General features: G+C 65.6%; 24 protein-coding genes. 14 read left to right on the forward strand and 10 right to left on the reverse strand.

The features are described from left to right. Positions 1 to 34: 34 nt before the first annotated feature. Together ACV7NQ_RS10980 and ACV7NQ_RS10985 are read right to left on the reverse strand one after the other, a co-directional pair. The gene (locus ACV7NQ_RS10980) at positions 35 to 2,131 is read right to left on the reverse strand and encodes a thioredoxin domain-containing protein (protein WP_463359528.1); all 2,097 of its coding nucleotides are present in this window, start codon (positions 2,129 to 2,131) and stop codon (positions 35 to 37) included. 255 nt (positions 2,132 to 2,386) lie between these two features. Beyond that, complete coding sequence (locus tag ACV7NQ_RS10985) at positions 2,387 to 2,557, reverse strand: hypothetical protein (RefSeq protein WP_463359529.1); 171 nt, start codon at positions 2,555 to 2,557, stop codon at positions 2,387 to 2,389. Positions 2,558 to 2,738: 181 nt separating this feature from the next. On the opposite strand from ACV7NQ_RS10985, the gene ACV7NQ_RS10990 reads away from it, so the two are divergent. From ACV7NQ_RS10990 to ACV7NQ_RS11010, 5 genes are all read left to right on the forward strand, one after another. Next, positions 2,739 to 4,013, forward strand: coding sequence for an ATP-binding protein (locus ACV7NQ_RS10990; RefSeq protein ID WP_463359530.1), 1,275 nt, complete (start codon positions 2,739 to 2,741; stop codon positions 4,011 to 4,013). Positions 4,014 to 4,101: 88 nt separating this feature from the next. Beyond that, positions 4,102 to 4,524, forward strand: a complete 423-nt coding sequence (locus tag ACV7NQ_RS10995) for a nucleotidyl cyclase domain-containing protein (RefSeq protein WP_463359531.1) — start codon at positions 4,102 to 4,104, stop codon at positions 4,522 to 4,524. 251 nt (positions 4,525 to 4,775) lie between these two features. Next, positions 4,776 to 6,131: a DUF2786 domain-containing protein gene (locus ACV7NQ_RS11000; protein ID WP_463359532.1), complete on the forward strand. Its 1,356-nt coding sequence runs from the start codon at positions 4,776 to 4,778 to the stop codon at positions 6,129 to 6,131. Positions 6,132 to 6,683: 552 nt separating this feature from the next. Continuing rightward, positions 6,684 to 6,833 carry a type II toxin-antitoxin system RelE/ParE family toxin gene (locus tag ACV7NQ_RS11005; protein WP_463365623.1) on the forward strand — a complete coding sequence of 50 codons (150 nt, stop codon included), beginning with the start codon at positions 6,684 to 6,686 and terminating at the stop codon, positions 6,831 to 6,833. After that, positions 6,830 to 7,150 (forward strand): helix-turn-helix transcriptional regulator, encoded by a 321-nt coding sequence (locus tag ACV7NQ_RS11010; protein WP_463359533.1) that lies wholly within the window; start codon positions 6,830 to 6,832, stop codon positions 7,148 to 7,150. The genes ACV7NQ_RS11005 and ACV7NQ_RS11010 overlap by 4 nt, the downstream gene beginning before the upstream one ends. 40 nt (positions 7,151 to 7,190) lie before the next feature. Here ACV7NQ_RS11010 and ACV7NQ_RS11015 read toward each other — a convergent pair whose 3' ends face one another. Next, on the reverse strand, positions 7,191 to 8,084 hold the full coding sequence (locus tag ACV7NQ_RS11015) for a LysR family transcriptional regulator (RefSeq protein ID WP_463359534.1): 894 nt from the start codon (positions 8,082 to 8,084) through the stop codon (positions 7,191 to 7,193). A 98-nt stretch (positions 8,085 to 8,182) separates the two neighbouring features. On the opposite strand from ACV7NQ_RS11015, the gene ACV7NQ_RS11020 reads away from it, so the two are divergent. After that, entirely contained in the window at positions 8,183 to 8,548 is a 366-nt protein-coding gene (locus ACV7NQ_RS11020) for a YybH family protein (RefSeq protein ID WP_463359535.1), read from the forward strand. Between the two features lie 81 nt (positions 8,549 to 8,629). On the opposite strand, the gene ACV7NQ_RS11025 is transcribed toward ACV7NQ_RS11020, so the two are convergent. Both ACV7NQ_RS11025 and ACV7NQ_RS11030 read right to left on the reverse strand, forming a co-directional pair. Then, entirely contained in the window at positions 8,630 to 10,948 is a 2,319-nt protein-coding gene (locus ACV7NQ_RS11025; RefSeq protein WP_463359536.1) for a 2OG-Fe(II) oxygenase, read from the reverse strand. Further along, a complete protein-coding gene (locus ACV7NQ_RS11030) occupies positions 10,948 to 12,486 on the reverse strand; it encodes a plasmid pRiA4b ORF-3 family protein (RefSeq protein WP_463359537.1) in 1,539 nt (512 codons plus the stop codon). Before ACV7NQ_RS11030 ends, ACV7NQ_RS11025 begins: the two co-directional genes overlap by 1 nt. Positions 12,487 to 13,040: 554 nt before the next feature. On the opposite strand from ACV7NQ_RS11030, the gene ACV7NQ_RS11035 reads away from it, so the two are divergent. Both ACV7NQ_RS11035 and ACV7NQ_RS11040 read left to right on the forward strand, forming a co-directional pair. Beyond that, entirely contained in the window at positions 13,041 to 13,496 is a 456-nt protein-coding gene (locus ACV7NQ_RS11035; protein WP_463359538.1) for an Ig-like domain repeat protein, read from the forward strand. A 678-nt stretch (positions 13,497 to 14,174) separates the two neighbouring features. Next, a complete protein-coding gene (locus tag ACV7NQ_RS11040; protein WP_463359539.1) occupies positions 14,175 to 14,615 on the forward strand; it encodes a VOC family protein in 441 nt (146 codons plus the stop codon). Positions 14,616 to 14,911: 296 nt separating this feature from the next. On the opposite strand, the gene ACV7NQ_RS11045 is transcribed toward ACV7NQ_RS11040, so the two are convergent. Next, positions 14,912 to 15,505, reverse strand: a complete 594-nt coding sequence (locus ACV7NQ_RS11045) for a DinB family protein (RefSeq protein WP_463359540.1) — start codon at positions 15,503 to 15,505, stop codon at positions 14,912 to 14,914. On the opposite strand from ACV7NQ_RS11045, the gene ACV7NQ_RS11050 reads away from it, so the two are divergent. The 3 genes from ACV7NQ_RS11050 (at position 15,504) to ACV7NQ_RS11060 (ending at position 16,971) form a co-directional block, all read left to right on the forward strand. Beyond that, on the forward strand, positions 15,504 to 15,854 hold the full coding sequence (locus ACV7NQ_RS11050; RefSeq protein WP_463359541.1) for a hypothetical protein: 351 nt from the start codon (positions 15,504 to 15,506) through the stop codon (positions 15,852 to 15,854). The genes ACV7NQ_RS11045 and ACV7NQ_RS11050 overlap by 2 nt on opposite strands. Then, entirely contained in the window at positions 15,851 to 16,348 is a 498-nt protein-coding gene (locus ACV7NQ_RS11055; RefSeq protein ID WP_463359542.1) for a VOC family protein, read from the forward strand. The genes ACV7NQ_RS11050 and ACV7NQ_RS11055 overlap by 4 nt, the downstream gene beginning before the upstream one ends. 62 nt (positions 16,349 to 16,410) lie before the next feature. After that, on the forward strand, positions 16,411 to 16,971 hold the full coding sequence (locus ACV7NQ_RS11060; protein ID WP_463359543.1) for a GyrI-like domain-containing protein: 561 nt from the start codon (positions 16,411 to 16,413) through the stop codon (positions 16,969 to 16,971). Positions 16,972 to 17,004: 33 nt separating this feature from the next. Here ACV7NQ_RS11060 and ACV7NQ_RS11065 read toward each other — a convergent pair whose 3' ends face one another. From ACV7NQ_RS11065 to mca, 3 genes are all read right to left on the reverse strand, one after another. After that, positions 17,005 to 17,577, reverse strand: coding sequence for a TIGR03086 family metal-binding protein (locus ACV7NQ_RS11065; RefSeq protein ID WP_463359544.1), 573 nt, complete (start codon positions 17,575 to 17,577; stop codon positions 17,005 to 17,007). Positions 17,578 to 18,000: 423 nt separating this feature from the next. After that, the gene (locus ACV7NQ_RS11070; RefSeq protein ID WP_463365624.1) at positions 18,001 to 18,270 is read right to left on the reverse strand and encodes a hypothetical protein; all 270 of its coding nucleotides are present in this window, start codon (positions 18,268 to 18,270) and stop codon (positions 18,001 to 18,003) included. Next, positions 18,270 to 19,154, reverse strand: coding sequence for a mycothiol conjugate amidase Mca (gene mca / locus ACV7NQ_RS11075; protein WP_463359545.1), 885 nt, complete (start codon positions 19,152 to 19,154; stop codon positions 18,270 to 18,272). The genes ACV7NQ_RS11070 and mca overlap by 1 nt, the downstream gene beginning before the upstream one ends. 105 nt (positions 19,155 to 19,259) lie before the next feature. On the opposite strand from mca, the gene ACV7NQ_RS11080 reads away from it, so the two are divergent. Continuing rightward, a complete protein-coding gene (locus ACV7NQ_RS11080) occupies positions 19,260 to 19,715 on the forward strand; it encodes a DUF4307 domain-containing protein (RefSeq protein ID WP_463359546.1) in 456 nt (151 codons plus the stop codon). Positions 19,716 to 20,036: 321 nt separating this feature from the next. Next, positions 20,037 to 20,531 (forward strand): transcription elongation factor GreA, encoded by a 495-nt coding sequence (greA, locus tag ACV7NQ_RS11085; protein ID WP_463359547.1) that lies wholly within the window; start codon positions 20,037 to 20,039, stop codon positions 20,529 to 20,531. A gap of 106 nt (positions 20,532 to 20,637) precedes the next feature. Here greA and ACV7NQ_RS11090 read toward each other — a convergent pair whose 3' ends face one another. Then, positions 20,638 to 21,783 (reverse strand): cystathionine gamma-synthase, encoded by a 1,146-nt coding sequence (locus tag ACV7NQ_RS11090; protein WP_463359548.1) that lies wholly within the window; start codon positions 21,781 to 21,783, stop codon positions 20,638 to 20,640. 62 nt (positions 21,784 to 21,845) lie between these two features. On the opposite strand from ACV7NQ_RS11090, the gene ACV7NQ_RS11095 reads away from it, so the two are divergent. Then, positions 21,846 to 23,012 (forward strand): acyl-CoA dehydrogenase family protein, encoded by a 1,167-nt coding sequence (locus tag ACV7NQ_RS11095; RefSeq protein WP_463359549.1) that lies wholly within the window; start codon positions 21,846 to 21,848, stop codon positions 23,010 to 23,012. Positions 23,013 to 23,055: the final 43 nt, after the last annotated feature.

Consider the following 23,055-nt stretch of genomic DNA (forward strand, 5'->3'; position numbering starts at 1 on the left):
TTCGGCCTTCAGATTCGGCAACCAGGCCGGTTTTTCACTGAGTAGTGAGGGCCGCCTGCACTTGCGTGTAGGTCGACACCGGGAGGTCGCAGACGGAGCCGCGGCACACATACACTGCGGCCGCGCCGTTCACGAGGGGCCGGTCGGCCAGTAGCGGCACCGAGTCCGGCTCTCCCGCGATTACTATCGAGCCACCGGGGGCGAATTCCCGGGCGGCAGAGAGCAATTTCCGCTGGTCTTCGGCGCCGCTGCGGCCGACGACCGCGACCTGAATCGGACCGCGCAGCGCCGCCTCGGCGACCGTCAGCCATTGTCCGGCCGAGCGCGGCGCGCGGGCGAGCACTACGGCGCCGCGGGTGAGGGTCTGGTCGGCCAGTTCGCGGTAGCGCAGTGCGCGGGCCGGATCGCTTGCGGCGCTTGCGGTCAGCAGGGCTTCGGCGAGGGCGGAAGCGCCCGCCGGGGTGGCCCCGTCGACCGGGTCGCGCGGCCGGGTGATGAGAGTTTCCGCGTCATCGGCGGTGTCGAACCAACTGCCAGGTAAGCCGGGGTCGGCGAAATGTTCGATTGCCTTGTCCAGCAGGGGTTGTGCGTCCTCCAGCCAGCTCGGTTCGCCGGTCGCCTGATGCAGGGCGAGAAGTCCGACGGCCAACCACGCGTAGTCCTCGAGCACGCCGGGCGCGGTGCCCGCTACGCCGCCGAGGGATGCCCGCAGCACTCGATCATCGACGACGTGCTCGGCGAGCAGGTACCGCGCGCAACGAGTCGCGGCCGCAACCCATTCCGGGCGTGCGTGCGCGGCTCCCGCTTCGGCCAGTGCGGTGATCGCCATTCCGTTCCACGCGGTCACGACCTTGTCATCGCGGTCCGGCTGCGGGCGGCGGTCTCGCGCTTCGCGCAGCGTGGTTCGGATGCCCTCGAAGCGTACGGGGGCATCAGGGTCGACGGGCACCCCGGCGTCGATGGCATCCGGGTCGGTGTATTGGGTGAGTATCGAGGTGCCCTGCTCGAAGTTGCCTGCGGTTGTCACGCCGAAAACCTGTGCGGCCCAGGCACCGTCGGTGGGTCCGAGTTCGCCGACCAGCTGGGCGGGGGTCCACACATAAGTCGCGCCCTCGACGCCCGGCCCGCCCGGCTCCAGATGGGTGTCGGCGTCCAACGCGGAGGCGAAACCACCCTGTTCGGTACCCAGATCGGCGAGCAGGAACTCGACGATCTCGTGCGTGACGCGCAATGCGAGCGGCTGCGCGGGGATCGTCTGTCCAGGGGCCGCGAATCCGGTCCCGCGCGCCAAATGCGCGTAGACGCGCAGCAATTGGGCGTTGTCGTAGAGCATCTTCTCGAAATGCGGTACCAGCCAGGCGTCGTCGACGGAGTAGCGCGCGAAGCCGCCGCGCAACTGGTCGTAGATGCCGCCACGGGCCATCGATTGGGCGGTGTGGGTCACCGCTTCAAGCACGGCCGGGTCACCGGTGCGCTCCCAGCTGCGCAGCAGGCCCTCCAGCAGCGCCGACGGCGGAAACTTCGGCGCACCGCCGAAACCGCCGTGCTTATCGTCCACATCGCGCAGCACCGCGGCCACCGCATGGTCGAGCAATTCGGCGGTGATGGTGAATTCGGCGTCCGGCAGCCCGGCGGCCTGCGCCCGCAATGCCTCGGTCACCTGTGCGGACGCCTTGTTCACCTCGTCGCGCCGGTGCTGCCAGGTATCGGTAATGGCGGTCAGCAGCTGGGTGAACGACGGCATCCCGCCACGCGGCAGCTTCGGGTAGTAGGTGCCGCAGTAGAACGGTTCGCCGTCCGCGGTGAGGAAGCAGGTCATCGGCCAGCCGCCCTGCCCGGTCATCGCGACGGTGGCACTCATGTAGACCGCATCCAGATCGGGCCGCTCCTCCCGATCCACCTTCACGCACACGAAATTCTCGTTCATCAGCGCCGCGGTCGCCTCGTCCTCGAACGACTCGTGCGCCATCACATGGCACCAGTGGCAACTCGCGTACCCGATCGACAGCAGAATCGGCACATCCCGCGCCGCCGCCTCGGCCAGCGCGTCAGCATCCCACTGCCGCCAATCCACCGGGTTTCCGGCATGTTGACGCAGATAAGGCGATGTCGCGCTGACCAATTGGTTCACGCTTCCAGCCTCCCATACCCGGCGTACATACAACGCGATCCACACGCAACCTCGCGCAGCCGATGACATGCGACTGCACGAACATCACACCCACTAGTAGGCCATCACGCCCGCAACCCGGACAAGATCCCCTGCGTCTGGGGAGACCGTGTCCAGATCGTGCTCGGCGAGATCACCGACGCCTCCGCGATCGACACCGCAGTCACCGGCGCAGATGGCGGTTCGTTGCCTTGGCTGGTGGTGTGTGTCGCCGGGTCAGAAGGCGTAGGGGCCGAACCTTCCCCAGACCACCACGACCAGAGCGATCAGCAGTACGGCGTTGAACGCGATGGCGCTGGGCTCTTTCCGGCGTGCGTGAGTGACCGCGGCGAGCAGATAAGGCGATCTCGCACCAGGGTGGCACCACCGGCCCACCTCATTCTTCAAAACCCATGTCCTGCAACCTAACCGGTGGCAGACCCAACCGGTACGACGCCACGTGTGTGCCGCACTCGGGCGGTCAGCAGCTTCCGGCAGATCTTGGACTAAATACCTGGCAATTCTGGGATTACAGTGTCGCGAATGTGGGATTATCTCACTGGCAGATCTCCGATTAGAGAGGATCCACATGGCGGAGCCCAAGCTGATCACCCGTCACCTGCAGGGAGTGCTGGCCGAGCTGGTCCACGACGAACCGGTAGTCGTGCTGACCGGCGCCCGCACCGTCGGCAAAAGCACCTTGCTCTCCGCGTGTGCCAGGACCGCGGGCCTGCAGGTCCTCGATCTCGATGATCTGGAGACCCGACGAGCCGTGTCGGCCGACCCTGCGCTATTCGTCGCCTCAGACCGTCCCACACCGGTTTGTATCGACGAATTCCAGCATGTTCCGTTGCTCCTGGACGCCATCAAGGCCGAACTCAACAAAGATCTACGGGCTGGGCGCTTCATACTGACCGGCTCGACTCGCTATGGGTCGCTCCCGGCTGCCGGGCAATCACTGACCGGCCGAGCCCATGTTGTGACGATGTGGCCGCTCTCGCAGGGCGAATTGGCAGGATCCCGCGAAATGGCTCTGGATGCACTGATCAGCGACCCTGCATCACTGGTGACTGCAAACTCGTCTACGAGCACCCGCTCCGACTATGAGCGAGCCATACTGGCCGGAGGGTTCCCACTCGCTCTGGCCCGCGAACCTGGTCGCTCCCGTGATCGGTGGTTCCGAGACTTCGTCAACCTTGTCGTCGAGCGCGATGTCATGGAGATCCGCAAAGTCCGCCAGCGGCAGGTACTGCCACAAGTGCTTCAAAGACTCGCAGGCCAGACCGGCCAAGTAGTCAACATCGCGAACATCGCCGACGCTGTCGGACTCGACTCGACCACGGTCAAAGACTATCTCGGTCTCCTCGAAGCGGTCTTCCTCATCCATCGCATCGAACCATTCACCCGATCAGCTACCCAACGGACCATTCGCAGCGCGAAAGTCCATGCTGTCGATACCGGCCTCGCCGCGTACCTCACAGGACTGACAGAACAGAAACTGTCCAGCCGGATCCCCGCGACACTCAGCCAGTTCGGCCACCTCGTCGAAACCTTCACCGTGAACGAGCTGATCAAGCAGGCCGGCTGGGCGCAACAGGAAGTTGAGTTCTCCCACTTTCGAACCCGAGATCAGCAAGAGGTCGACCTCGTCATCGAGACCGTCACAGGGTCGGTCGCCGCGATCGAGGTCAAAGCGGCAGGCACTGTAACTGACCGCGACTTCGAAGGACTCCGGATGCTCCGCGACAAACTGGGCAGCGCCTTCGTAGGCGGCGCAGTCATCAACCTCGGCCAGAAGTCCTACACCTACGAAGACAAGTTGCACGTCCTGCCCCTCGATCGACTGTGGACAACCCTCGGCTGAACATGGGCACCACACGCCGCGGTCGGCCTTTCTCGGCAGCACCGCGCTGGGTGAGCAGGTCGTGTACGGCCTGCTCGTCAGCAGCGAAATGTGTAGGGACGTACATTCCTTCAAGCATGTGTCCGGTCGCCGGGGCAAGAGCTCAGTTGATGTACGACGAACTCACTCAGACGCAGAGGGGAATCGGACCGACCGGATTTTCGTCGATGTCACCGGCTCGGTCGAGCTGTCCAACGGGCTGGCGCCGCAGGAGTTCGTCGCCAAGCTCAACCGGCTGCTCTCGATCGTGGTCGCGGCCACCGAGGAGAACAACGGCCTGGTCAACAAGTTCGAGGGTGACGCGGCGCTGTGCATCTTCGGCGCGCCGATCGCGTTGCGGGCATTCCGTGACACCGCCCAGCCCCGCACTCCAGCCCGCGTTGACCCAGCAACCGAGGACCCTGCCCGGTCCCGCCTCGGCGGCCTGCGCAGCGATCTTCCGAACCAGCGGAGTCACCTCCGACGGCCGTAAACCCAATGCGCGCGCGATCAGTTTCGGTGAGAGACTTGCTCCAGCGCTGTCGTACCTGTTCGAGTTGCGATTCGTCCACAACCCGTATCCTTTTCCGGTATTCGGCAGCATCGCAAATGTGCGCTGTTTTATCCTGCGGCACAACATTATTGATCTCGGCCGGAGAGGGGCGGCACGCCAAGCACAGCAGCAGCGCGCAGTATATGCCGAGCCCTTTTCGTCATGTCGGTGCGGTTGGGCATACTACGGAAATGGGCAAACGCACAGCGCGAGAACGACGAGTGAACCGGCAGCGCAAGCAGGCCCGGCACGGGGGCCGGCGGGACGGCGGCCGCCGCGTCGCCGAAGATCTCACACTGATCGAAATCCTTACCGCGACACTGGAGTTCGGCAGCCGTGCGGCAGCCGAGGGCGATGAGCAGGACGTCACCGGAAACGCTTCCGTGCTCGCCCATCATGCTCTCGAACAGTCCGGTCTCGTCGATTCGATGACCACCGACCTTGTGTTCGCCGTGCTGTCGAGCTGCTACGAAGGCGGCTGGCAGCCGGCCGACATCCTGCATGCGACGCGGCGGGCGCTGCGCAAGCCTGAAGCCCAGCTGGCCACCACGCTGATCCTCCTGGACGCGCGCGCCCGCGACACCGCCGTGCGCGCCCCACTAAGCTGGGTCGGTCAGATCGACGCCATCAGCGAGGCGGACACCGACCTCGCCGCCCGAGTCGGCACGAGCGAGTCCACGGCCTGGCGTCGGGTCGCCGGAATCTCCGCGGACACGGCCGGATGGTCGACAGTACTGCGCCTGCTCGGGTTGTGGACCACGCTTCCGGCCTGGAACCCGATGATCCCGCCGCCCTCGCAGTGGCCGCGGCGCCGGCTGGACGTTGCAGATCCCGGAACCGACGCCGATACCAAGAAACTCAACAAGATTCGCGGCCTGCTCACCAAGGCCGAAGCCACCGACTTCCCCGAGGAAGCCGAGACGTTCACCGCGAAAGCCCAGGAACTCATGGCCCGCTACGCAATCGACGCGGCCATGCTCGCGGCCACCGCACCCACACCGACCTTCGATATCCGCGGCGTACGCATCCACCTCGACAACCCATACGCGATCCAGAAGATGCAGTTGCTCCACGTAGTGGCGAATGTGAATTCAGTACGCACGATCGTCAGCGAACGGCACGGCATAGCAACGATTGTCGGCACACCGGTCGCTCGCGAGCAGACCCAGTTGTTGTTCTTTTCGCTGCTGGTGCAGTCGACCCGGGCCATGGCCGCGGTCGGCACTCGATTACAGACCCGCACTTCCGGGTTCCGCCGGTCCTTCCTCATCGCCTACAGCGAACGCATCGGTGAACGCCTCACCGAGGTCGAGAATCAGGTGATCGACGACGCCGAGGCCGACGAGCAGCGGGCGGGACGCTCCCTGGTGCCGATTCTCGCCGCCCGCGACGCGGCGGTCGACGCCGAATTCCATCGCCTGTTCCCGGTGCAGCACGCGAGCCGCCGGTCCATGGCATACGACTACCACGGTTGGACCACCGGTCGCCAAGCCGCCGACCGAGCCTCCCTCACCGTCCAACCGCAAGTCGGCGCCACAGCAACCTGAGCCGAACAGCTCGTCAACCCGCGAATTCTCGAACACGCGGGCAGCTCGAGCGTGCGTTGTCGGCCCGACCCGAATTCATGGCCCGAGCCGCCAGAGCACGTCCATCGGAACAGCCCGAAGCTTCGGACGAACTCGCACCGACCAATCGGTTCACAGTGTCAGCCCCTCACACTCGGCGAGCACAGAACACGATCCACACACAACCCGCCCGGCCGATGACATGCGACCGCGCACACCACATCGCGGCCCGTCCGCCCTTGCACCGACTCGTGGGCCATCACATGGTGACCACTGTCGGCACAACTACCTGCTATAGCAAATGCTATAGTCCTACGGTGGATTGGGAAATCTACCAGACCGACGAGGTTGCAGCATGGATAGACGAACTGCGACGCAGCGATCCGGACGCCACTGCACACGTGGAGTCGGCAGTCGACGTGCTATCCGAACACGGGCCGACCCTGGGACGACCGCTGGTAGACACCCTCACCGGATCGAAGCTCGAACCTCAAAGAGCTGCGGCCCCGACAAACGATGATCCGAATCTTGTTCGTGTTCGATCCTTGGCGCTCGGCCATTCTCCTGATCGGCGGCGACAAAACAGGCCAATGGAACGCCTGGTACCAGCAAGCCATTCCCCGGGCCGAGACACTCTACGAAATCTACTTGAAGGAAAAAGCCGAGGAGGAACGCGAAAGATGAGCAACTTCAGCAAATGGGATAAGGACGCCTACCGCAAGCGGGTCGGCGAGGACGAGGCCGCCCGGCGACGCGGTGCAATTATGGCCGAACAGTGGGGATACCAGCTTGCCGAGGAACGGAAACGACTGAACTTCACGCAGGCAGGGCTGGCGGAAATTATGGGTGTCAGCCCCGGTCGCGTCTCGCAGATCGAACGCGGCGAGGTCGCCACCGTGGACGCCATCGCCGCCTACGTTGCCGCGCTCGGCGGCAAGCTCGAGCTACTTGCCGATATCGGCGGTCATCTGTTGAGGATGCCGGCCAGCCCTGCCGCCTGAGGTTCCCGCAGGAGTGGCGTCGCGCGCAGCCAACAACTCGTTAGTCGCCAGCGGCAGGCTTTGTGAATGCTCGTCGGCTGTGCATGAGGAACTCACGTATCGCGGGGCTGCGCGTGGCCTTCCAAACCAGGGTGAGCAGGGCCGGTGTTTCGATGTCGTCGATGGTGCGGGCGGTGAGTCGGCCGCGGTAGTGCGCGGCCATCGAATCGCTGAGGATGGCGATGGCAAGTCCGCGGGAGGCGAGGTCTGCGATGGCGTCCGCGGCGCTGGCCTGCAGCGTGATCACAGGTTGGAGGTTCTGTGCCGCGCAGGCTTGGTCGAATACCGTGCGCAGGCCGGTGCCAGGTGGCATGCACACGATCGGGTAGGCGCCCAGGTCGCGCAGGGTGACCCGGCGCTGTTTCACCAGGGGGTGTCCGGCCGGGACGGCCACAACGAGCCGTTCGCTGATGATCGTCAGCGCGTGCAGCCCGTCTGGGGTGGCGGTGGCGGTTCCGACGAGAGCCAGGTCGAGGGTGCCGGAGCGCACCGCGTCGACGAGCCGCTCGGAGTTGTCCTCCAGCAATGAGATCTCGACACCGGGATGCGCCAGGTGGAACGTGGCGAGGGCGTCGAACAACGGCGTGACAGTGCAGCCGATGACCATCCCGACGGTGAGCGTGCCCCGGATAAGGTCGGCCACCTCGCCCACCGCTTGGCCGACCGCTTCCGCGGCGGCGAGCGTGGCGCGAGCGTGTTCGAGCGCGGCCTTTCCCGCGACGGTGAGAGTCGCAATGCGCGTCGACCGGTCGAACAGTTCGGCACCGAGTTCCCGTTCCAGCTGGCGGATCTGGGCGCTGACGCCGGATTGGCTGATGTGCACGCGCTCGGCCGCGCGGGTGAAGTTCTGCTCCTCGGCGACCGCGACGAAGTACTCCAGCTGTCTCAGGTCCATGACTGGAAATTCTAGTTTCCAGCAGATCCATCTGTTGGACTTTTGGTTAGTGGGTGACCACGCTGAGAAGTGCTGAAGTCCAACGTCAGGAGGAATCCATGTCGGAGTACGAAAAGGCCATGCGCCCCGAAGACATCACCCGCTTGTTCGTCGAACGATCCAATGCCGGTGATGCGGCCGGAGTTGCTGCATTGTATGAAGAGCACGCGGTGCTGGCCTACCCGCCCGGGGGCCAGACGGTCGGCCGGGAGGCGATCCGCGCACTATGGGAGAAGGTGCTGGCCAACCGCGCCCACTTCGAGCAGGAACCACCACTGCCGACGCTGATCAGCGGCGACATCGCCCTCGCCTCGACCCCGCCGAAGGACGGTGCCGGTGCTCGCGCGCAGGTCGTCCGGCGCCAGCCTGACGGAAGCTGGCTGCGCCTGCTCGACCAGCCCGAGTTTGTCCCCCCTGCCCATTGAGGCAGTGCACCTCGACAAGATAGAGCGCCGTGTCTTCGACCACCCCGGTCTTCGTGTCATGGCCGCGTCGCCTGCCCATTCTCACCGCAGCCATGCGAGATCGGCCTCCTCGCGACGGCGGGCCTGCTTCTCGGCCTCGAAGAGCGCCTCAGTTTTGGTGAGTACGAGAGTGAACGGCCTGCCCGTTCGGACAGTTCGGTGATCGACCGGAAGCTCGCTGAAGTCGATCCGGCTGTGGATGTGGCGGCGGCTGTCCTCCTTCAGCGGCCACGCGAGCTCGCGCTGATCCGGGTCGGCGAGGAAGGCCGACAGTGTCGTGCACAGGTCGCAGCATCCGCCCGCGGGTGCCGGGATCGACCAGTCGCCGGCGGCGCGCGGCGGCAACGCGAGCCGGACGGTGAGTCGACCGACGCAGTGCCGTCGGAGGTCGTCCAGAGCCGCCGGGAGCCGCGTATCTCCCCGTGCCCCGCTCGAGACCTGGCGCAGTATCCCGACAACACAGCCCAGCAGCTCATCGTCCGCGCAGAGCGCCGATACGGCGGCGTCTCGCAGATCGTCGGCCGCGATGGTCTCGGCGGCGGCGAAGAACCCGGCTACCGGTTCGGCCACTGCGGCCTGTCGTGAGTCACGGGAGCTGGGCCGAGAAGTTTGGAGCGTTCGGGTGATTTCGGTGCCGAGCCATGCCCAGGTCCGGCACAGGATGTGGTGTGCGAGTCGCGTGCCGACGGAGTGATCCGCTGCCTGCAATCCCTTGCACAGTGGGGCGAGCGCCGCCGCGGTCCAGGGGCGGCGGCGCTCATCACCGAGGTAGTCGTTCAGAGGCATCTCCGCACACCAGGTGGCGAGCAAGGCATCGGTCCATTCGTCGCCGTAGTGCGCGGCGAGCACAACCAGATCCGGTGCGTGATCGGCGGCGAGCGACTCGACATGCATGGGCCGCAGCAGCATCGACGCTGAGCTCGCGTCGTCGAGGCCGGTCGCCACCCGCAATGCGGTGGTCATGACAGCTGGTGTCTGGGTGCCTCCAGCGGTCTTGGCCCAGAACGACTCCAACACTCGCGCCGACACGCGGGCGGTAGCAACGTCGCCACTGCCGATCTGCTCTGCGACGGTCGACAGCGCCCACCCCGCCGATGCTTCGGCGTGTACCGCGAAGGCGCACGACCGCGGCCAGACAACGACGGCGGCGCGCCGATACCAGCGGTCCATCGTATTGCCGTAGTTGCCCATGTAGCCCTCGTATTCCGAATCGTACGGCTCGAGCTGCGCAGAGGGCGTCGTCGCACACACTTCGCCGTCGCCGACAGTGTCGACCAGCGGGGCGGCCGGATGGCCGGACGAATCGACGCACGATTCGAGAGTGACCACCGAGTCGATCAGATAGTCCAGTTGCGGAGAACCCGTATCGGCGCGGCCATATCGGCGGCGGTAGCCCCAGTCATCCAAGTCCTCGACAATGCAATCCCAAGTCTCGCGGACGTCCACCAGCGCCAGCGCGACGTCGCAGTCCACGCGATCAGCCGCCGTTCGCAGCATCGAAGCTCGCGCCGCATCCGTACCCTTGAGTCTGGACCAGCTACGACCCCGTTCGGTGTATTGGTGATCGAGCAGATACACCAACCGGTTAGGCGGCAGACCGGCCCGGTAACCCCAACGCGCCGCGCTCGGCGTCTGGAAATGCTCGCGCAGCCGTTCGGCTATCGCGGTATCGGCCGCGGACGCCGGACGCGGCGAAACGGAGTGCCCGTCGGCGAGCATCAGGTTGTAGGTCAGCACGATCCGGTGGCCGGAACGGATCGGCCGAACCTCGTGCAGGCAGTCGGCGTAGAACGCGGCAAACGACAGTTCGTCCTTCGCCCAGCGGCATTCCATTCGTTCACCGCCGTGTTCGACGACGAGTGAGCCGCCGGCGAACGTGCCGGGCAGCGTCACCACTAGGGAGGCCACCATGCCGTCGGACTTCTCCGAGTCCTGGTGGGGACGGAAGAACTGGCCGGGCGTGTACACCAGCATGGAATGCAGCTCGGCGGTCAGCCGCACCCCATCGGGCAGACCGAGATCGGTGGCGACCTGCGTCAGGATCGGTCGCAGGGTCCGATTCCAGCGCCGCTTGTCGATCTTCACCCGGCTGCGGGGAATCTCCCACGTATCACGCACCGCCGGGTCGAGCAACGTCTCCTCCCGCAACCCGTAGCGTGCGGGCCGGGCCACCTGCAACAGCTCACGGGCTTGCTCGGCTTGCACCGGAACCTGCAGTTCCCCAACACCTTTGACCTCGATCAGCAAATCGTCTGCCGACGCAGTGCGCCGGGTACAGAACGACCCGGGTCCGTGGATCTGCGCCAGTGTTTCGGCGATCTCCGCGCGCGGCGAGGTCACCGACCGTGACTCCTTCGACATCAGTGCACCTCCGCCCTGGCGAGCTTCTGGAGTTTCCGGTTCACGGCCTCCTGGTCGAACGGCACAGGGTCGACCGGGTAATCGGGGTTGTAGTCCTCGAGCGGATGATCGCCGCGTCCGCCAACGCAGACTGAATGGGCGATTTCGGCGGAATCCATCTCCTCGAGGACGATCTCGTGGCGGTAACAGTCACCGAGGTCGTAGGTGTAGGTGATCTTCGACTTGGGTGTGGGCAGGGCGCGGTTGACCCGGTAGGCGAATTCGTCGCCGCACTCTTCCAGATTGTGGAATGGGTCCGCGTATCGGCGACCGGTTGCGGCGAAGACATGCATATGATCGTCGCCCCAGTCGAACAGCACCTGAATCACATAGTGCAGCTCGCCCAGAGACATGTTCGCCGGGACCCGCACCCGACGCCAAACGCCCCCGGACAGTGAGACTTTCAATTGGTAAGACGGGATCGGAGGCCAATCGGTACCAACGGCCTCCCACAGCCGATCGACCTCGGGATGGCCGCACTCTCGCAGGGACGCGAGGATGCCGTCCTCGCCGACAGCCAGCAGCGCATACCTGGCGTCCACGGCGCCGTACCGATCGAGGCTGGCTAGGGCATCGTCGACGGCGACCCAATACAGATCCCGATCGGCCACATCGGGGCCCTCGCCGAGCCGGGCGAGCGCGTATCGGGCGTGCGGGCCGAGCATTCGGTGCTCACGCAGCTCATGCCAGAGTTCCGGCACACCGTATTCGGAGGCTATCTCCACGGCGCTGAATCGGCCCGCCGGTGTCGCGGTCTCGGCAGCGTCCAGCAATTCCCGCAGCGGTTCGCTGCCGGAAACCCGCCGCATCGCCAGCCATCGGTGGGCGTGCTCCCATATCTCCTCCTCGGGAAGACCCGCCAGGACAGTCAGCAGGGTCGCCGCCGGCAGATCGGCGTTGATCGGTGGCGGGAGTCGCCTGGTGAGTTCGGCGTGTGCGTACTCGGCCAGCGGTGTGGCCGACTGCCGATGGTCGAGCGCGCCGAAGTCGCGCAGGATCTCTACGACCGTGTCCACCGGATGCTGCTCAGCGCCTGCCAGCCGATAGGCGTTGTAGTCCCAGTCACCACGTTCGCGCATCGCGTCGAAGACTAGGTTGGGCAGATCCCTGATCGAGGTCGGGTTCGCCCTCAACGCGGCAAGCGTCACCTGACAGACGATGCGGGCGTCGGCCTGACATGGATCGTAAACTTGCGCGCGCACAACATCTTCCAATGCGGCCAGCCAATCGCGCGGGCCCGGTTCGGGCGCCGGATCGACGCGGACCGCCCTCGACCCGGAGCAGGCGATCATCCCCGCGGCCACGGCCACCAGCCATCGGCGATGGACAAGCGGAACATCGCTCGCCCGACGGACTTTCGCGGGGCACCGCACCCGCAGACGCTTTGCCAGCTCCGGAACCGACGCGGGCTTCAACGCGCCACCGGGCGTAATCGGGCGACCGGACCCCACCCAATCGGCGACGGCCTCGGCGGCAGCGAAAACGGGAGAACTACGCACGTGGGGAGACAGATCCGCAGACACCCGCCGATGGTAATGCCTTGGGGCGGACCGGCACAGCGAAGCCCAACTGCCCCGAACTAGCCACCAAGGCACCAGCCCCGGCCGCCACTCCGACGACACGACGGACCACAAGGCCGGGACCGGTCAGCTGATCGATCCCGGCGCGGAAATCCACTGTGCCGGCTGCCCTGTCACCCCGGCCATGGTCTCGAAATCACGGTCGTAGTGGAGAACGGTCAGGCGTTGCAGGAGCCTCTGGCCCGCTGGTCGCACGCAGCGGGTGACCAACCCTCCGCCCCACCGAGTTCTGCCACAACCTTGACGCAAGAGATCGGTTGAGCTGCCTGGTTACCGCCGCGCTGGGTCCGTATGGCTGACCGCGATATCTGTCTCACGACCAGCGGCCGTCGCGGACCGGACCTCCGTGACGCCTTGGAGCACCGGTCGGCGGGCATGGTGGCTCCGAATGCACCCATTGTGCATAGCTCGCCGCTTTCCGTAAGAATGACGGCCGACAGCTCGGACAACACACCATAGAAGAAGGCGGCACCATGATCGAATTCGGAGCCACACATACTCGGGGCATCGTCGCCGCGTCGGCACTGGCTGCCTGCCTGGCGGTCCCGATGATGTTCGCGCCCAATGCCTCCGCACTGACCGCACCGACGATTACGGTGGCCCTGACCGGATCCGTGACAGGGTCGGCGAATGTCATCGGAACCGGCTGCCCTGTAACGGTCACGGCGACAGTGAAGCAGCCCGACGGCTCGGCAGTACCGCAGGGCACCGTCGAATTCTTCGACGTTGATTCCTCCGCCAGTAACCTCGTGCTGGGCTCCGCTCCGGTATCCGGCGGCATCGCGAGCGTCTCGTGGACACCCGCCACCTCCGGCCAGAACGCGATCACCGCCGGCTACTTCGACAGCCAGTTGCAATTCCTGCCGATCGCGGGCGGCGCAGTGGTGACGGTGACCCCTGGCATCAACATCGGCGGCTTCTGTCTCTGACCGCTGCCGGCGAACCCTCGACTGCCGTCGGCGGAACTGCCGATTCACCGGAGCGTCTGTCGGCTAACGCGTTTCAGCGGCTGTGATCGTCAGGCTGCGCACCGTACGCTTGGGCACCACCAGTGGTCCAGCTCCGGCGGTCAGCAGCGCAGCAGCTTCGGCCGTTCCCGGCCGCATCCCGAGCCCAAGGCCAGCTCAGACGATCTCACAACAGTGTGGTCGAACGGTTTTCGGCACGCTGAAGTACGAACTCTCCGCCGCGGCGTGATCCCAGACGGTGATGCTCTGGACATGGAGGTACACCGATTCCGCATCCTGTACAACACGATCCGGCACGAGGTCCTCGGCGACCGGACTCTCATCGCCGCATATATGGACGGTTAACCGACGTGAGAACACGCGATATGCGGCATGAGCGGACGTTTCGCTCACCGACCGCTCTCGTCCCGGCCCCGTTCGCCGTCGCTGTTCGGCGAAGTCGCGGATATCGCGTGGGACTGAGTGCCCCCAAGTATTTGGAGAAGATGTCGTGGGTTCGCCGTGTCGGCAACCCCATGCTGATTATCACGCATGCTTCGCCGCACACTCGCCTGGCGATGAGTTTCCGTCTCGGCGGACGTCACTACTGTCGTGCCCACCAAAGCCTACGTTGGGCCTACTGATGGAGGAGATAGGGCCATGGCGATTCAGCGGATGGACAACGTCCTCATCGTTGTCGAGAACCTTGACGCCGTTATTGAGTTCTTCGTCGAACTCGGTATGGAGCTGGAGGGCAAGGGGCCAGTCGAGGGACGTTGGGTGGAACGTGTCATTGCGGTCGACGACGTCCGGCAGGACGTCGCAATGCTGCGGACGCCGGACGGTCACGGTCGGGTCGAGCTGGCGATGTTCCACACGCCGAAGGCGATCAGCGCTGAGCCGAAAAACGCGCCGGCAAACACGCTGGGCATTCGTCGCATCATGTTCGCTGTCGACGACATCGAGGACGTCGTGGCTCGCCTACGCGCCCACGGCGCCGAACTCGTCGGCGATCTGGAGCAGTACGAGCAGAGCTATCGGCTCTGCTACGTGCGTGGCCCTGAGGGCATCATTGTCGGGCTGGCCGAGCAGCTCAGCTGAGGCCAGGGTGCCGTCTCGCCGCAACCCGTCTGGGACCAAGCACGCACATCGGCATGTGCTGATGTCATGAGCCGCAGTGGATCTCATCCGCTGACCGCGCTCTCCGCGGCATTTCCGTGTGTTCGGCCGTTGGCCGAGATGCTGTGCCGGATAAAGGTTCAGAAGCCTGCATCCGGGGACTACCGAACGCACGATACGGGGCTCCGTTCGCTACGGGGCGGGTAAACGTCGAGGCTGCCTTACTTCTCGTAGCGAGCGCCGGTGAACAGGCTTTCAAGAAGGCTGGGATTCATCGGTCAGCGGGGCTCGGCGGCCTGTTTTGCGGTTTTCTCCAGCTCGGCTCGATATTGCTGCCACCAGGTCGAGTCGCTGGTGGGCATGTTGTCGTTGCCGTCGAGTAGGCCGGCGACGCCGTCGATGAGCTCGCGGATGATGTCGGCGTGTCCGGCGTGCCGGTTGGTTTCGGCCACTACGTGTACCAGGATCTGATGGAGCGTGACGGTCCGCTGGTCCTCGGACCACCAGGGGACCGAGCCTTCGGCGGTGAGGTCGAGGCTGTCGATCGTGGCGTCGGCATGCGCCCAGGCCCGACGGTAGAACCCGATGATGTCCTCGCGCGACTGTTCGGGGGTGGCCCACATGTCGGCCGTGGGATCGGCCTCGAAGTCGTGTTCGGTGAGGGGTTCGTCGTATGGGCGGGCGAAGGTGTCACCGAAGTAGTCGAACTCGACGGTACCGAGGTGTTTGATCAAGCCGAGCAGGTTTGTGCCGGTTGGGGTCATCGGGCGACGCACGTCGTACTCGGACAGGCCGTCGAGCTTCCACAGCATCGCTTCGCGGGCATAGCGCAGGTAACGGTGCAGATCCGCTTTGGGGCCGGAGGCAGTCATGTCGAGCACTCTGCCAAAGCACCCTCCCATCCCCGACTCATTTTCCGTCTCAGCCAACAGCATCCACTCGACACGCGGTCCGCTCGGTCAGCTCTGTTCAACGGAGACGATTGATCACACGCACATCGGCATGAGCGTGGTGCGCCGCGAGGCGCTCCGTCATATCCCCGGCGCATGCCAGCATGCCGCAACCGAAGGCTGGCACGGTGAAATCGAGGGCCTCGACCTGACCCGGTCGTTCCTGCGCTCGAAACGAGCCGAAGCCATACGCCTCCAAGGGGACGCCGTTCAGCTCGGGCTCCCGCCCTCATCACGAGGCAGGCTCAATGAACACCATCATCCGCAGTGAACAAACCCTCGCCGCCACCGTTGCCGCTGAGAAGGAACACCGGACAGGGCCGATCCGTTGTCGGCTACGAGATCTGGGAGGACCTCGACGACGCCCAACGGCGACTCGGGGACGCCGGTTACGACGTCCAGCGCCGCAGCGACATCGGCCCCGGCACTCCGGACGTACTCGTGCTCAATGAGCCCGGCACCGGCGTGCCCCTGCACCTCATGACGGCGCAGGAACCCAGCGGGGTACAGGGCTACCTTCGGCTGCGTCCGACAAAGCTGGGTCACGTGGCCGCTTACTGCCCAGAACTCGGGTCGATGCAGAACTTCTACCAGGACCTGCTCGGCTTCCGATGGTCCGACACGGTCGGCGACTTCTTCGTGTTCCTGCGCTGCAACGGCGACCACCTCACCAAGAACGGCTACGGCCTGCACTGGGGACCGGGTCGGCACGGTCCGGGGCACAACTCCTACCACCCGGGTGACGCGCCCGGACGCTCGTCTTGACTCTCCCGTCGATGGAGAGTTCAGGCTGGTTGCCAGCATGCACTTCGATAGGAGGACTTCTGGTGAAGATCGATCTGGCCAAGACCGATAAGCACTATTACGACGCGCCGCGGGATCCCGCGCTGCGTATGTTCGACGCTTACAACTACGTGACGGTCACCGGTTCCGGTGCGCCCGCGGGCGCGGCGTATGCCGACGCGGTGGCGGAGTTGTATCAGGCCGCCTACGGCGCCAAGAAGATCGCCAGGGCGGCTGGCACGGACTTCGTGGTGCCGAAGTTGGAGGGGCAGTGGTGGGTGGACTCCGATGAACCTCCGCTCTCGGTGCCGCGCGACCAGTGGCACTGGAAGTTGATGATCCGAATGCCCGATGTCGTCACCGCGGACATGGTGAGCGATGCGACCTTCGAGTCGTTGACCGAGGGCGAGGCCATCCAGGTGATGCATGTTGGTCCCTACTCGACCGAGCCGGAGACGCTGGCGCGCATGGACGCGTTCATGACCGCCGAAGGGCTCGCGATGAACGGCCTCCATCACGAGATCTACCTGTCGGATCCGCGCAAGGCCCCGGCGGCAACCACTCGAACCATCCTGCGCCACCCGGTCCGCCGACTGCCCGGCTGACTGCCGCCAGACCTCCTACGCGGCGGCAAGGGCTTACGAGTTCAACCACTTCCTGCCGACGTAGCCGAGCAGCCGCTCGTGCGCGGGAGCTTCCGCTGCCACCGGAACCTCGGCGTCGAACATGCCCGGTTTGCGGAAGCCGTCTATGCCGCCCATCTGCCGCATGGTGGTGAGCAGTTCGGCGCACAGCGCGTCGTCGGCGAGATCCGGCCGGTGCACGGCGACCGCGAGGTCGACACTGTGCACCACCAACTCGGTGAGGTGGACGGTCGCCGCCGCCGAGCCCGGCAGATCGCCCAACGAGATGTGCACCGTCCCCGTCAGCGCCCCCGGACGATGCCACGCGGCCCGATCCACCTCGGCCGCTGCCGCGTAGGCGCCCTGCGGATCGCTGCCGAGCCAGTCGTCCTCGTGCGCGGCCCCCGCATCCATCCCGGTCACCGCGGCGGCGAAGAGGTGTATGCCGCCGACGACATGGTTGAGCACGGCACGCACATCCCAGTCCGAGCACGGCGTCGGCGCGACAAGCCGATCGTCATCCACCGTGGCGACGATCGCGCCCGTCATGTCGAGAGCGCGGTCGATCTGGTCGATCACAGAATCCATCTGTCTTCCTTCGGTCAGCGGGTTCGCAGAATAGGTAGCACAACGGGGTGACATCCAAACCACGACCTGCACGAACCTATTGCCGAAAACCTGATTACCGCCGCCGAATTCGATGCGCTGAGATCGATATCGCACCCGCTGCCACCCCAATCGTGGCACGCGAGCCGGATTCTAGCCCGGCCCTTCGGTCGCCGCCCGCTACCGGAATCGCGCCAGCCGACCCTAGCGACTCCGGGTCCGCCGCTAGGCTCGTGGCGTGCGCATCGACTGGTCCACCATCGGATGCGGCCTCAACTTTCAGGGCTCTGCGGAATGAGAGGCGAGGCAGCGATCGTGCCGCGACTACACCAATGACAAATAGGGCCCGCAAACGTAACACGGCCGTCCGCGGCAGGCGGACGGCCGTTGTGGCCACAGCAGAGGTCAGGGCTTTTCGGTGCGGCCTTCCGGCTCGACGACCTCGGCCTCCCGGCGGATGATCCCGGGTTCAGTGCCTTCGTCGGCCTCCTGATCCGGCTCCGGGTGCTCCGGTTCGAAGGTCGGCGGCAGCTTCTTCAGGTGCCGATTCATCGAACGCACCAGCAGCACCGTGCCCGCGAGCAGGATCAGGATGATGACCAGACCCAGCGGCGAAGCCTTACCGAACTCCGGACCAGTGGGCGTCCCGGGCGACTGTGCGAGCAGGGCCAACATCACTGGTCGTCATCCTCGATACCGGCGAACAGATCGTTCTCGGGGATCGCGGTGCGCACCCTGGTCTTGGCCAGCTCGAATTCCTCGGTGGGCCACACCCGCTGCTGCATCTCCAGCGGAATCGCGAAGAAGGCGCCGTTCGGGTCGATCTGGGTGGCGTGCGCGCGCAGGGCGTCATCACGTTGCGGGAAGTACTTGGCGCACTCGACCTGCGTGGTGACCCGCGACATCACGTCGCCGCGGTCGACCGCGTACTTGCGGATCCGATCCAGCCACTCCTGCATCGGGAACGGCTCCCCGTTCCGCTCGAACTCCGCCGCGAACGCCTCCATCCGCTGCAGGCTGAAGCCGTGGTCGTAGTACAGCTTCAGCGGCGTCCACGCCTGGCCGGCATCCGGGAACCGCTCGGGATCCCCCGCGGCCTCGAAGGCGGCCATCGACACCTCATGGCACCGGATGTGATCGGGGTGCGGGTAGCCACCGGTCTCGTCATAGGTGGTCATCACGTGCGGCTTGAACTCGCGTATCACCCGCACCAGCGCCTCGGTGGCCTCCTCCAGCGGAACCAGCGCGAAGCTGCCCTCGGGCAGCGGCGGCAACGGATCACCCTCGGGTAGACCCGAATCGACGAATCCCAACCAAGTCTGGCGCACACCCAGCGCGGCGGCCGCGGCGGTCATCTCCTCGCGCCGGACCTCCTCGATCCGGTCCAGCACCCCGGGGATGTCCATCGCCGGATTGAGGATGCTGCCGCGCTCACCGCCGGTCAGCGTGACGACCAGGACATCGTTGCCCTCGTCGGCGTAACGGGCGGTCGCCGCGGCACCCTTGCTGGACTCGTCATCGGGGTGGGCATGGACCGCCATGAGGCGAAGGCCACTCACGTCTAGTTCACCTCATCGCTCTCGCTCGCGGGTGCTTGGGCTTCGTTCCCTATAGTTCCATTCGACAGACTTTTGTTCCGACGTACCCCCCGGGAGCGACTTCTGATGACCGAGCCTGTGCCGGAATCCGCCGGTGGCGATGCGGCCGAACAGCGGCGCGCCGACCGGTACGGCACCGCGCCACGTCGGAGACGCCGCTGGATTGCGCCGGTGCTCGGCGTGGTCGTCGTGCTGCTCGGACTGGGTGTCGCCTACGTCGGCTGGCAGAAGTACGGGCCCCAGGACATCGAGACCGAACAGCTCGGTTACACCGTCGACAACGATTCCACGATGACCATCCGACTCAAGGTCACCCGCAAGGATCCGGAGCAGCCTGTGGTGTGTTTCGTGCGGGCCATGGACAAGGAGGGCTCCGAGGTGGGCCGGCGCGAGCTGCTGGTCGAGCCGTCCAGCAGCGGCACCATCGTGCTGTCGACCACGGTTCGCTCGTCGTCGAGACCATCGGCGGGCAACATCTACGCGTGCAGCGATCGAGTGCCCGCGTATCTTCGCGCGGGCTGAGCTACCGGCGGGCCGAGCCGATTTCGGCCGCCGCGGCATACGCGCCACGGCAAAACAAACTCCGACCTGCGTGTTTGTGATTCATGCTAAAATAGCCTGATACACGGTTCCGGGGCTCGGAGCCGTGTTTGCTGCATTAGCGGCCAGCGCTACCAGTTCCGGGTATCCAGTTTGCCGGGGGCTGATGCCTGTCGGGGTTCGATGAACTTCCCCAGGATGGCACTAGCCGTCGGCTGGTGCGTGCCCGCCCCCTGTGTGGGTACTGCAGCGGTTATCAGGGAATCCCGGCCTGCCGGGAACAACTACTAGGGAGTGATCGAGATGACTGAGACGCAAGTGACCTGGCTGACCCCGGAGTCGCACGACAGGCTCAAGGGCGAACTCGACGCGCTCATCGCCAACCGTCCCGTCATCGCTGCCGAGATCAACGAACGCCGGGAAGAGGGCGACCTCAAGGAGAACGGTGGATACCACGCCGCTCGTGAGGAGCAGGGCCAGCAGGAAGCCCGCATCCGCCAGCTGCAGGAACTGCTGAACAACGCCAAGGTCGGCGTCGCGCCGACCAAGGCGGGCGTCGCGCTCCCGGGTTCTGTCGTCAAGGTCTACTACGACGGCGACGAGTCCGAAACCGAAACCTTCCTCATCGCGACTCGCGAAGAGGGTCTGAACGACTCCAAGCTGGAGACCTACTCGCCCGCCTCGCCGCTCGGCGGCGCACTGATCGACGCCAAGGTCGGTGATACCAGGGAGTACACGCTCCCCAACGGCAAGACGATGAAGGTCACCCTGGTCAGCGCCGAGCCCTACCACAGCTGACAGCCCGGCCGAGGCGCTGCGCCCAGCTGCCCCGCCGGGCCGTACTCCCCGAAGACACCAGCGGCCGCACCCGGTATCGAGTGCGGCCGCTTCGTCATGTCCGTCCCTAGCCCGCGAGCGCCCGCTCGACATCGGTGAGCAGATCGCTGATGTCCTCAATGCCGACCGACAGGCGCACCAGATCCGCGGGCACCTCCAGGTCGGATCCCTCGGTGGAGGCGTGCGTCATCGCGGCCGGATGCTCGATCAGCGATTCCACGCCACCGAGCGATTCGGCGAGGGTGAAGATCTTCGTCCGCGAGCAGAAGTCGCGCGCCGCGTCCGGGCCGCCGGCCAGCCGCACCGAGATCATGCCGCCGAAGCGCTTCATCTGCTTGTCCGCGATAGCGTGACCGGGGTGCTCGGCCAAGCCGGGGTAGATCACCTGCGAGATCGCGGGGTGGCGGGTCAGGAACTCGGCGATGGTCTCGGCATTGTCGCAGTGCCGGTCCATCCGCAGCGCGAGCGTCTTGGTGCCACGCAGGGTGAGGAACGCGTCGAACGGGCCCGGCACCGCACCCGCGCCGTTCTGCAGGAAGCCGAAGGCGGCATCGAGCTCTTGGTCGTTGGTGATCAGCGCGCCGCCGATCACATCGGAGTGCCCGCCGAGGTACTTGGTGGTCGAGTGCACCACGATGTCGGCGCCGAGCAGCAGCGGCTGCTGCAGGTATGGGGTGGCGAAGGTGTTGTCCACCACCAGTTTTGCGCCCGCGGTGTGTGCGACGCCGGCGAGCGCCGGGATGTCGCCGATGCTCAGCAGCGGGTTGGTCGGGGTCTCGATCCACACCAGCTTGGTGTTCGGGCGGATCGCGGCGAGCATCTCGTCGACGTTGAAGACGTGCGCAGGCGAGTGCTCAATCCCCCACTGGCTGAACACCTTGTCGATCAAACGGAAGGTGCCGCCGTAGGCATCGTCCGGGATCACGATGTGGTCGCCGGGCCGCAGCGTGGCGCGCAGCGCGCAGTCGGTGGCGGCCATGCCGGAGGCGAATGCCCGTCCGTAGCGGCCCGATTCGAGCGAGGCGAGGTTCGCTTCCAGCACGGTCCTGGTCGGGTTGCCGGTGCGGCCGTACTCATAGCCGTCGCGCAACCCGCCCACCCCGTCCTGGGCGAACGTCGAACTCGCGTAGATGGGCACGTTCACCGCACCGGTCTGTGGATCGGGATCGAATCCGGCGTGCACGGCCCGTGTCGAGAATCCCAGCTCAATCATGCGCCCAGCCTAGATGGCGGCCAATTCGGCAACTGGCTGGTGTGCCTCATTAGGCTGAGGCCATGGTGACTGTCGAAGAGCTGTTCGCGATCGATGCATTGCTGTCCGACGACGAGCGCGAGATCCGGAATACCGTCGCTGCGTTCGCGGCGCAGCGGCTGCGGCCCCATATCGCGGATTGGTTCGAGGTGGGCACCTTCCCGGCTCGGGAGATCGCACCGGAACTCGGCAAGCTCGGTCTGCTCGGCATGCATCTGGAGGGCTATGGCTGCGCGGGCATGTCGGCCACCACCTATGGGTTGGCTTGCCAGGAGCTCGAGGCGATCGATTCCGGGGTACGCAGTATGGTGTCGGTACAGGGGTCGCTGGCGATGACCGCGATTCACAAGTACGGCTCCGAGGAGCAGAAGCAGCGGTGGCTGCCGGAAATGGCGGCGGGGCGCGCGCTCGGCTGCTTCGGGCTCACCGAACCGGACTTCGGCTCGAACCCCGCCGGCATGCGGACCAGGGCCAAGCGTGACGGCACGGACTGGATCCTCAACGGCTCGAAAATGTGGATCACCAATGGCTCGGTCGCCGATGTCGCGGTCGTCTGGGCGCAGACCGAGGACGAGAGCGTGCGTGGATTCCTCGTGCCCGCGGGCACGCCAGGGTTCACCGCGCGCGAGATGCACCGCAAGCTGTCGCTGCGCGCCTCGATCACCGCGGAACTGGATTTCAGCGATGTCCGATTGCCCGCCGATGCCGTACTGCCGCAGTCACGCGGGCTGAGTTCTCCGCTGGCCTGTCTGAGCGAGGCACGCTTCGGCATCATCTTCGGTGCGCTCGGCGCGGCCCGCGACTGCCTGGCCTCGACCATCGAATACGCCAGGACCAGGGAGGTATTCGACAAGCCCCTGGCGGCCTACCAGCTGACCCAGGCGAAGTTGGCGGATATGGCGCTGGAGTTCGGCAAGGGACAGCTGCTCGCCCTGCATCTGGGCCGATTGAAGGATCAGGGCGTGGTGCGTGCCGAACAGATCAGCGCGGGCAAGCTGAACAGCACAAGGGAGGCCATCGCGATCGCGCGTGAGTGTCGCACCATCCTGGGCGCCAACGGCATCACCCTGGACTATCCGGTGCTGCGGCATGCCAACAATCTCGAGTCGGTGCTCACGTATGAGGGCACGGCGGAAGTGCATCAGCTGGTGCTCGGCAAGGCCCTGACCGATTCGAATGCGTTTCGGTGACAATACATTTCGCCGAGGGATAGCCCTAATATAGCCACGATGG

The organism is Nocardia sp. Tas62D01, assembly GCF_055232035.1.

Coding starts and splice junctions, on each gene's coding strand:
- ACV7NQ_RS10990 (WP_463359530.1), top strand. CDS start 2,739: ATGGCGGAGCCCAAGCTGATCACCCGTCACCTGCAGGGAGTGCTGGCC.
- ACV7NQ_RS10995 (WP_463359531.1), top strand. CDS start 4,102: ATGTGTAGGGACGTACATTCCTTCAAGCATGTGTCCGGTCGCCGGGGC.
- ACV7NQ_RS11000 (WP_463359532.1), top strand. CDS start 4,776: ATGGGCAAACGCACAGCGCGAGAACGACGAGTGAACCGGCAGCGCAAG.
- ACV7NQ_RS11010 (WP_463359533.1), top strand. CDS start 6,830: ATGAGCAACTTCAGCAAATGGGATAAGGACGCCTACCGCAAGCGGGTC.
- ACV7NQ_RS11015 (WP_463359534.1), bottom strand. CDS start 8,084: ATGGACCTGAGACAGCTGGAGTACTTCGTCGCGGTCGCCGAGGAGCAG.
- ACV7NQ_RS11020 (WP_463359535.1), top strand. CDS start 8,183: ATGTCGGAGTACGAAAAGGCCATGCGCCCCGAAGACATCACCCGCTTG.
- ACV7NQ_RS11025 (WP_463359536.1), bottom strand. CDS start 10,948: ATGTCGAAGGAGTCACGGTCGGTGACCTCGCCGCGCGCGGAGATCGCC.
- ACV7NQ_RS11035 (WP_463359538.1), top strand. CDS start 13,041: ATGATCGAATTCGGAGCCACACATACTCGGGGCATCGTCGCCGCGTCG.
- ACV7NQ_RS11040 (WP_463359539.1), top strand. CDS start 14,175: ATGGCGATTCAGCGGATGGACAACGTCCTCATCGTTGTCGAGAACCTT.
- ACV7NQ_RS11050 (WP_463359541.1), top strand. CDS start 15,504: ATGTCGAGCACTCTGCCAAAGCACCCTCCCATCCCCGACTCATTTTCC.
- ACV7NQ_RS11045 (WP_463359540.1), bottom strand. CDS start 15,505: ATGACTGCCTCCGGCCCCAAAGCGGATCTGCACCGTTACCTGCGCTAT.
- ACV7NQ_RS11065 (WP_463359544.1), bottom strand. CDS start 17,577: ATGGATTCTGTGATCGACCAGATCGACCGCGCTCTCGACATGACGGGC.
- ACV7NQ_RS11070 (WP_463365624.1), bottom strand. CDS start 18,270: ATGTTGGCCCTGCTCGCACAGTCGCCCGGGACGCCCACTGGTCCGGAG.
- ACV7NQ_RS11080 (WP_463359546.1), top strand. CDS start 19,260: ATGACCGAGCCTGTGCCGGAATCCGCCGGTGGCGATGCGGCCGAACAG.
- greA (WP_463359547.1), top strand. CDS start 20,037: ATGACTGAGACGCAAGTGACCTGGCTGACCCCGGAGTCGCACGACAGG.
- ACV7NQ_RS11090 (WP_463359548.1), bottom strand. CDS start 21,783: ATGATTGAGCTGGGATTCTCGACACGGGCCGTGCACGCCGGATTCGAT.
- ACV7NQ_RS11095 (WP_463359549.1), top strand. CDS start 21,846: ATGGTGACTGTCGAAGAGCTGTTCGCGATCGATGCATTGCTGTCCGAC.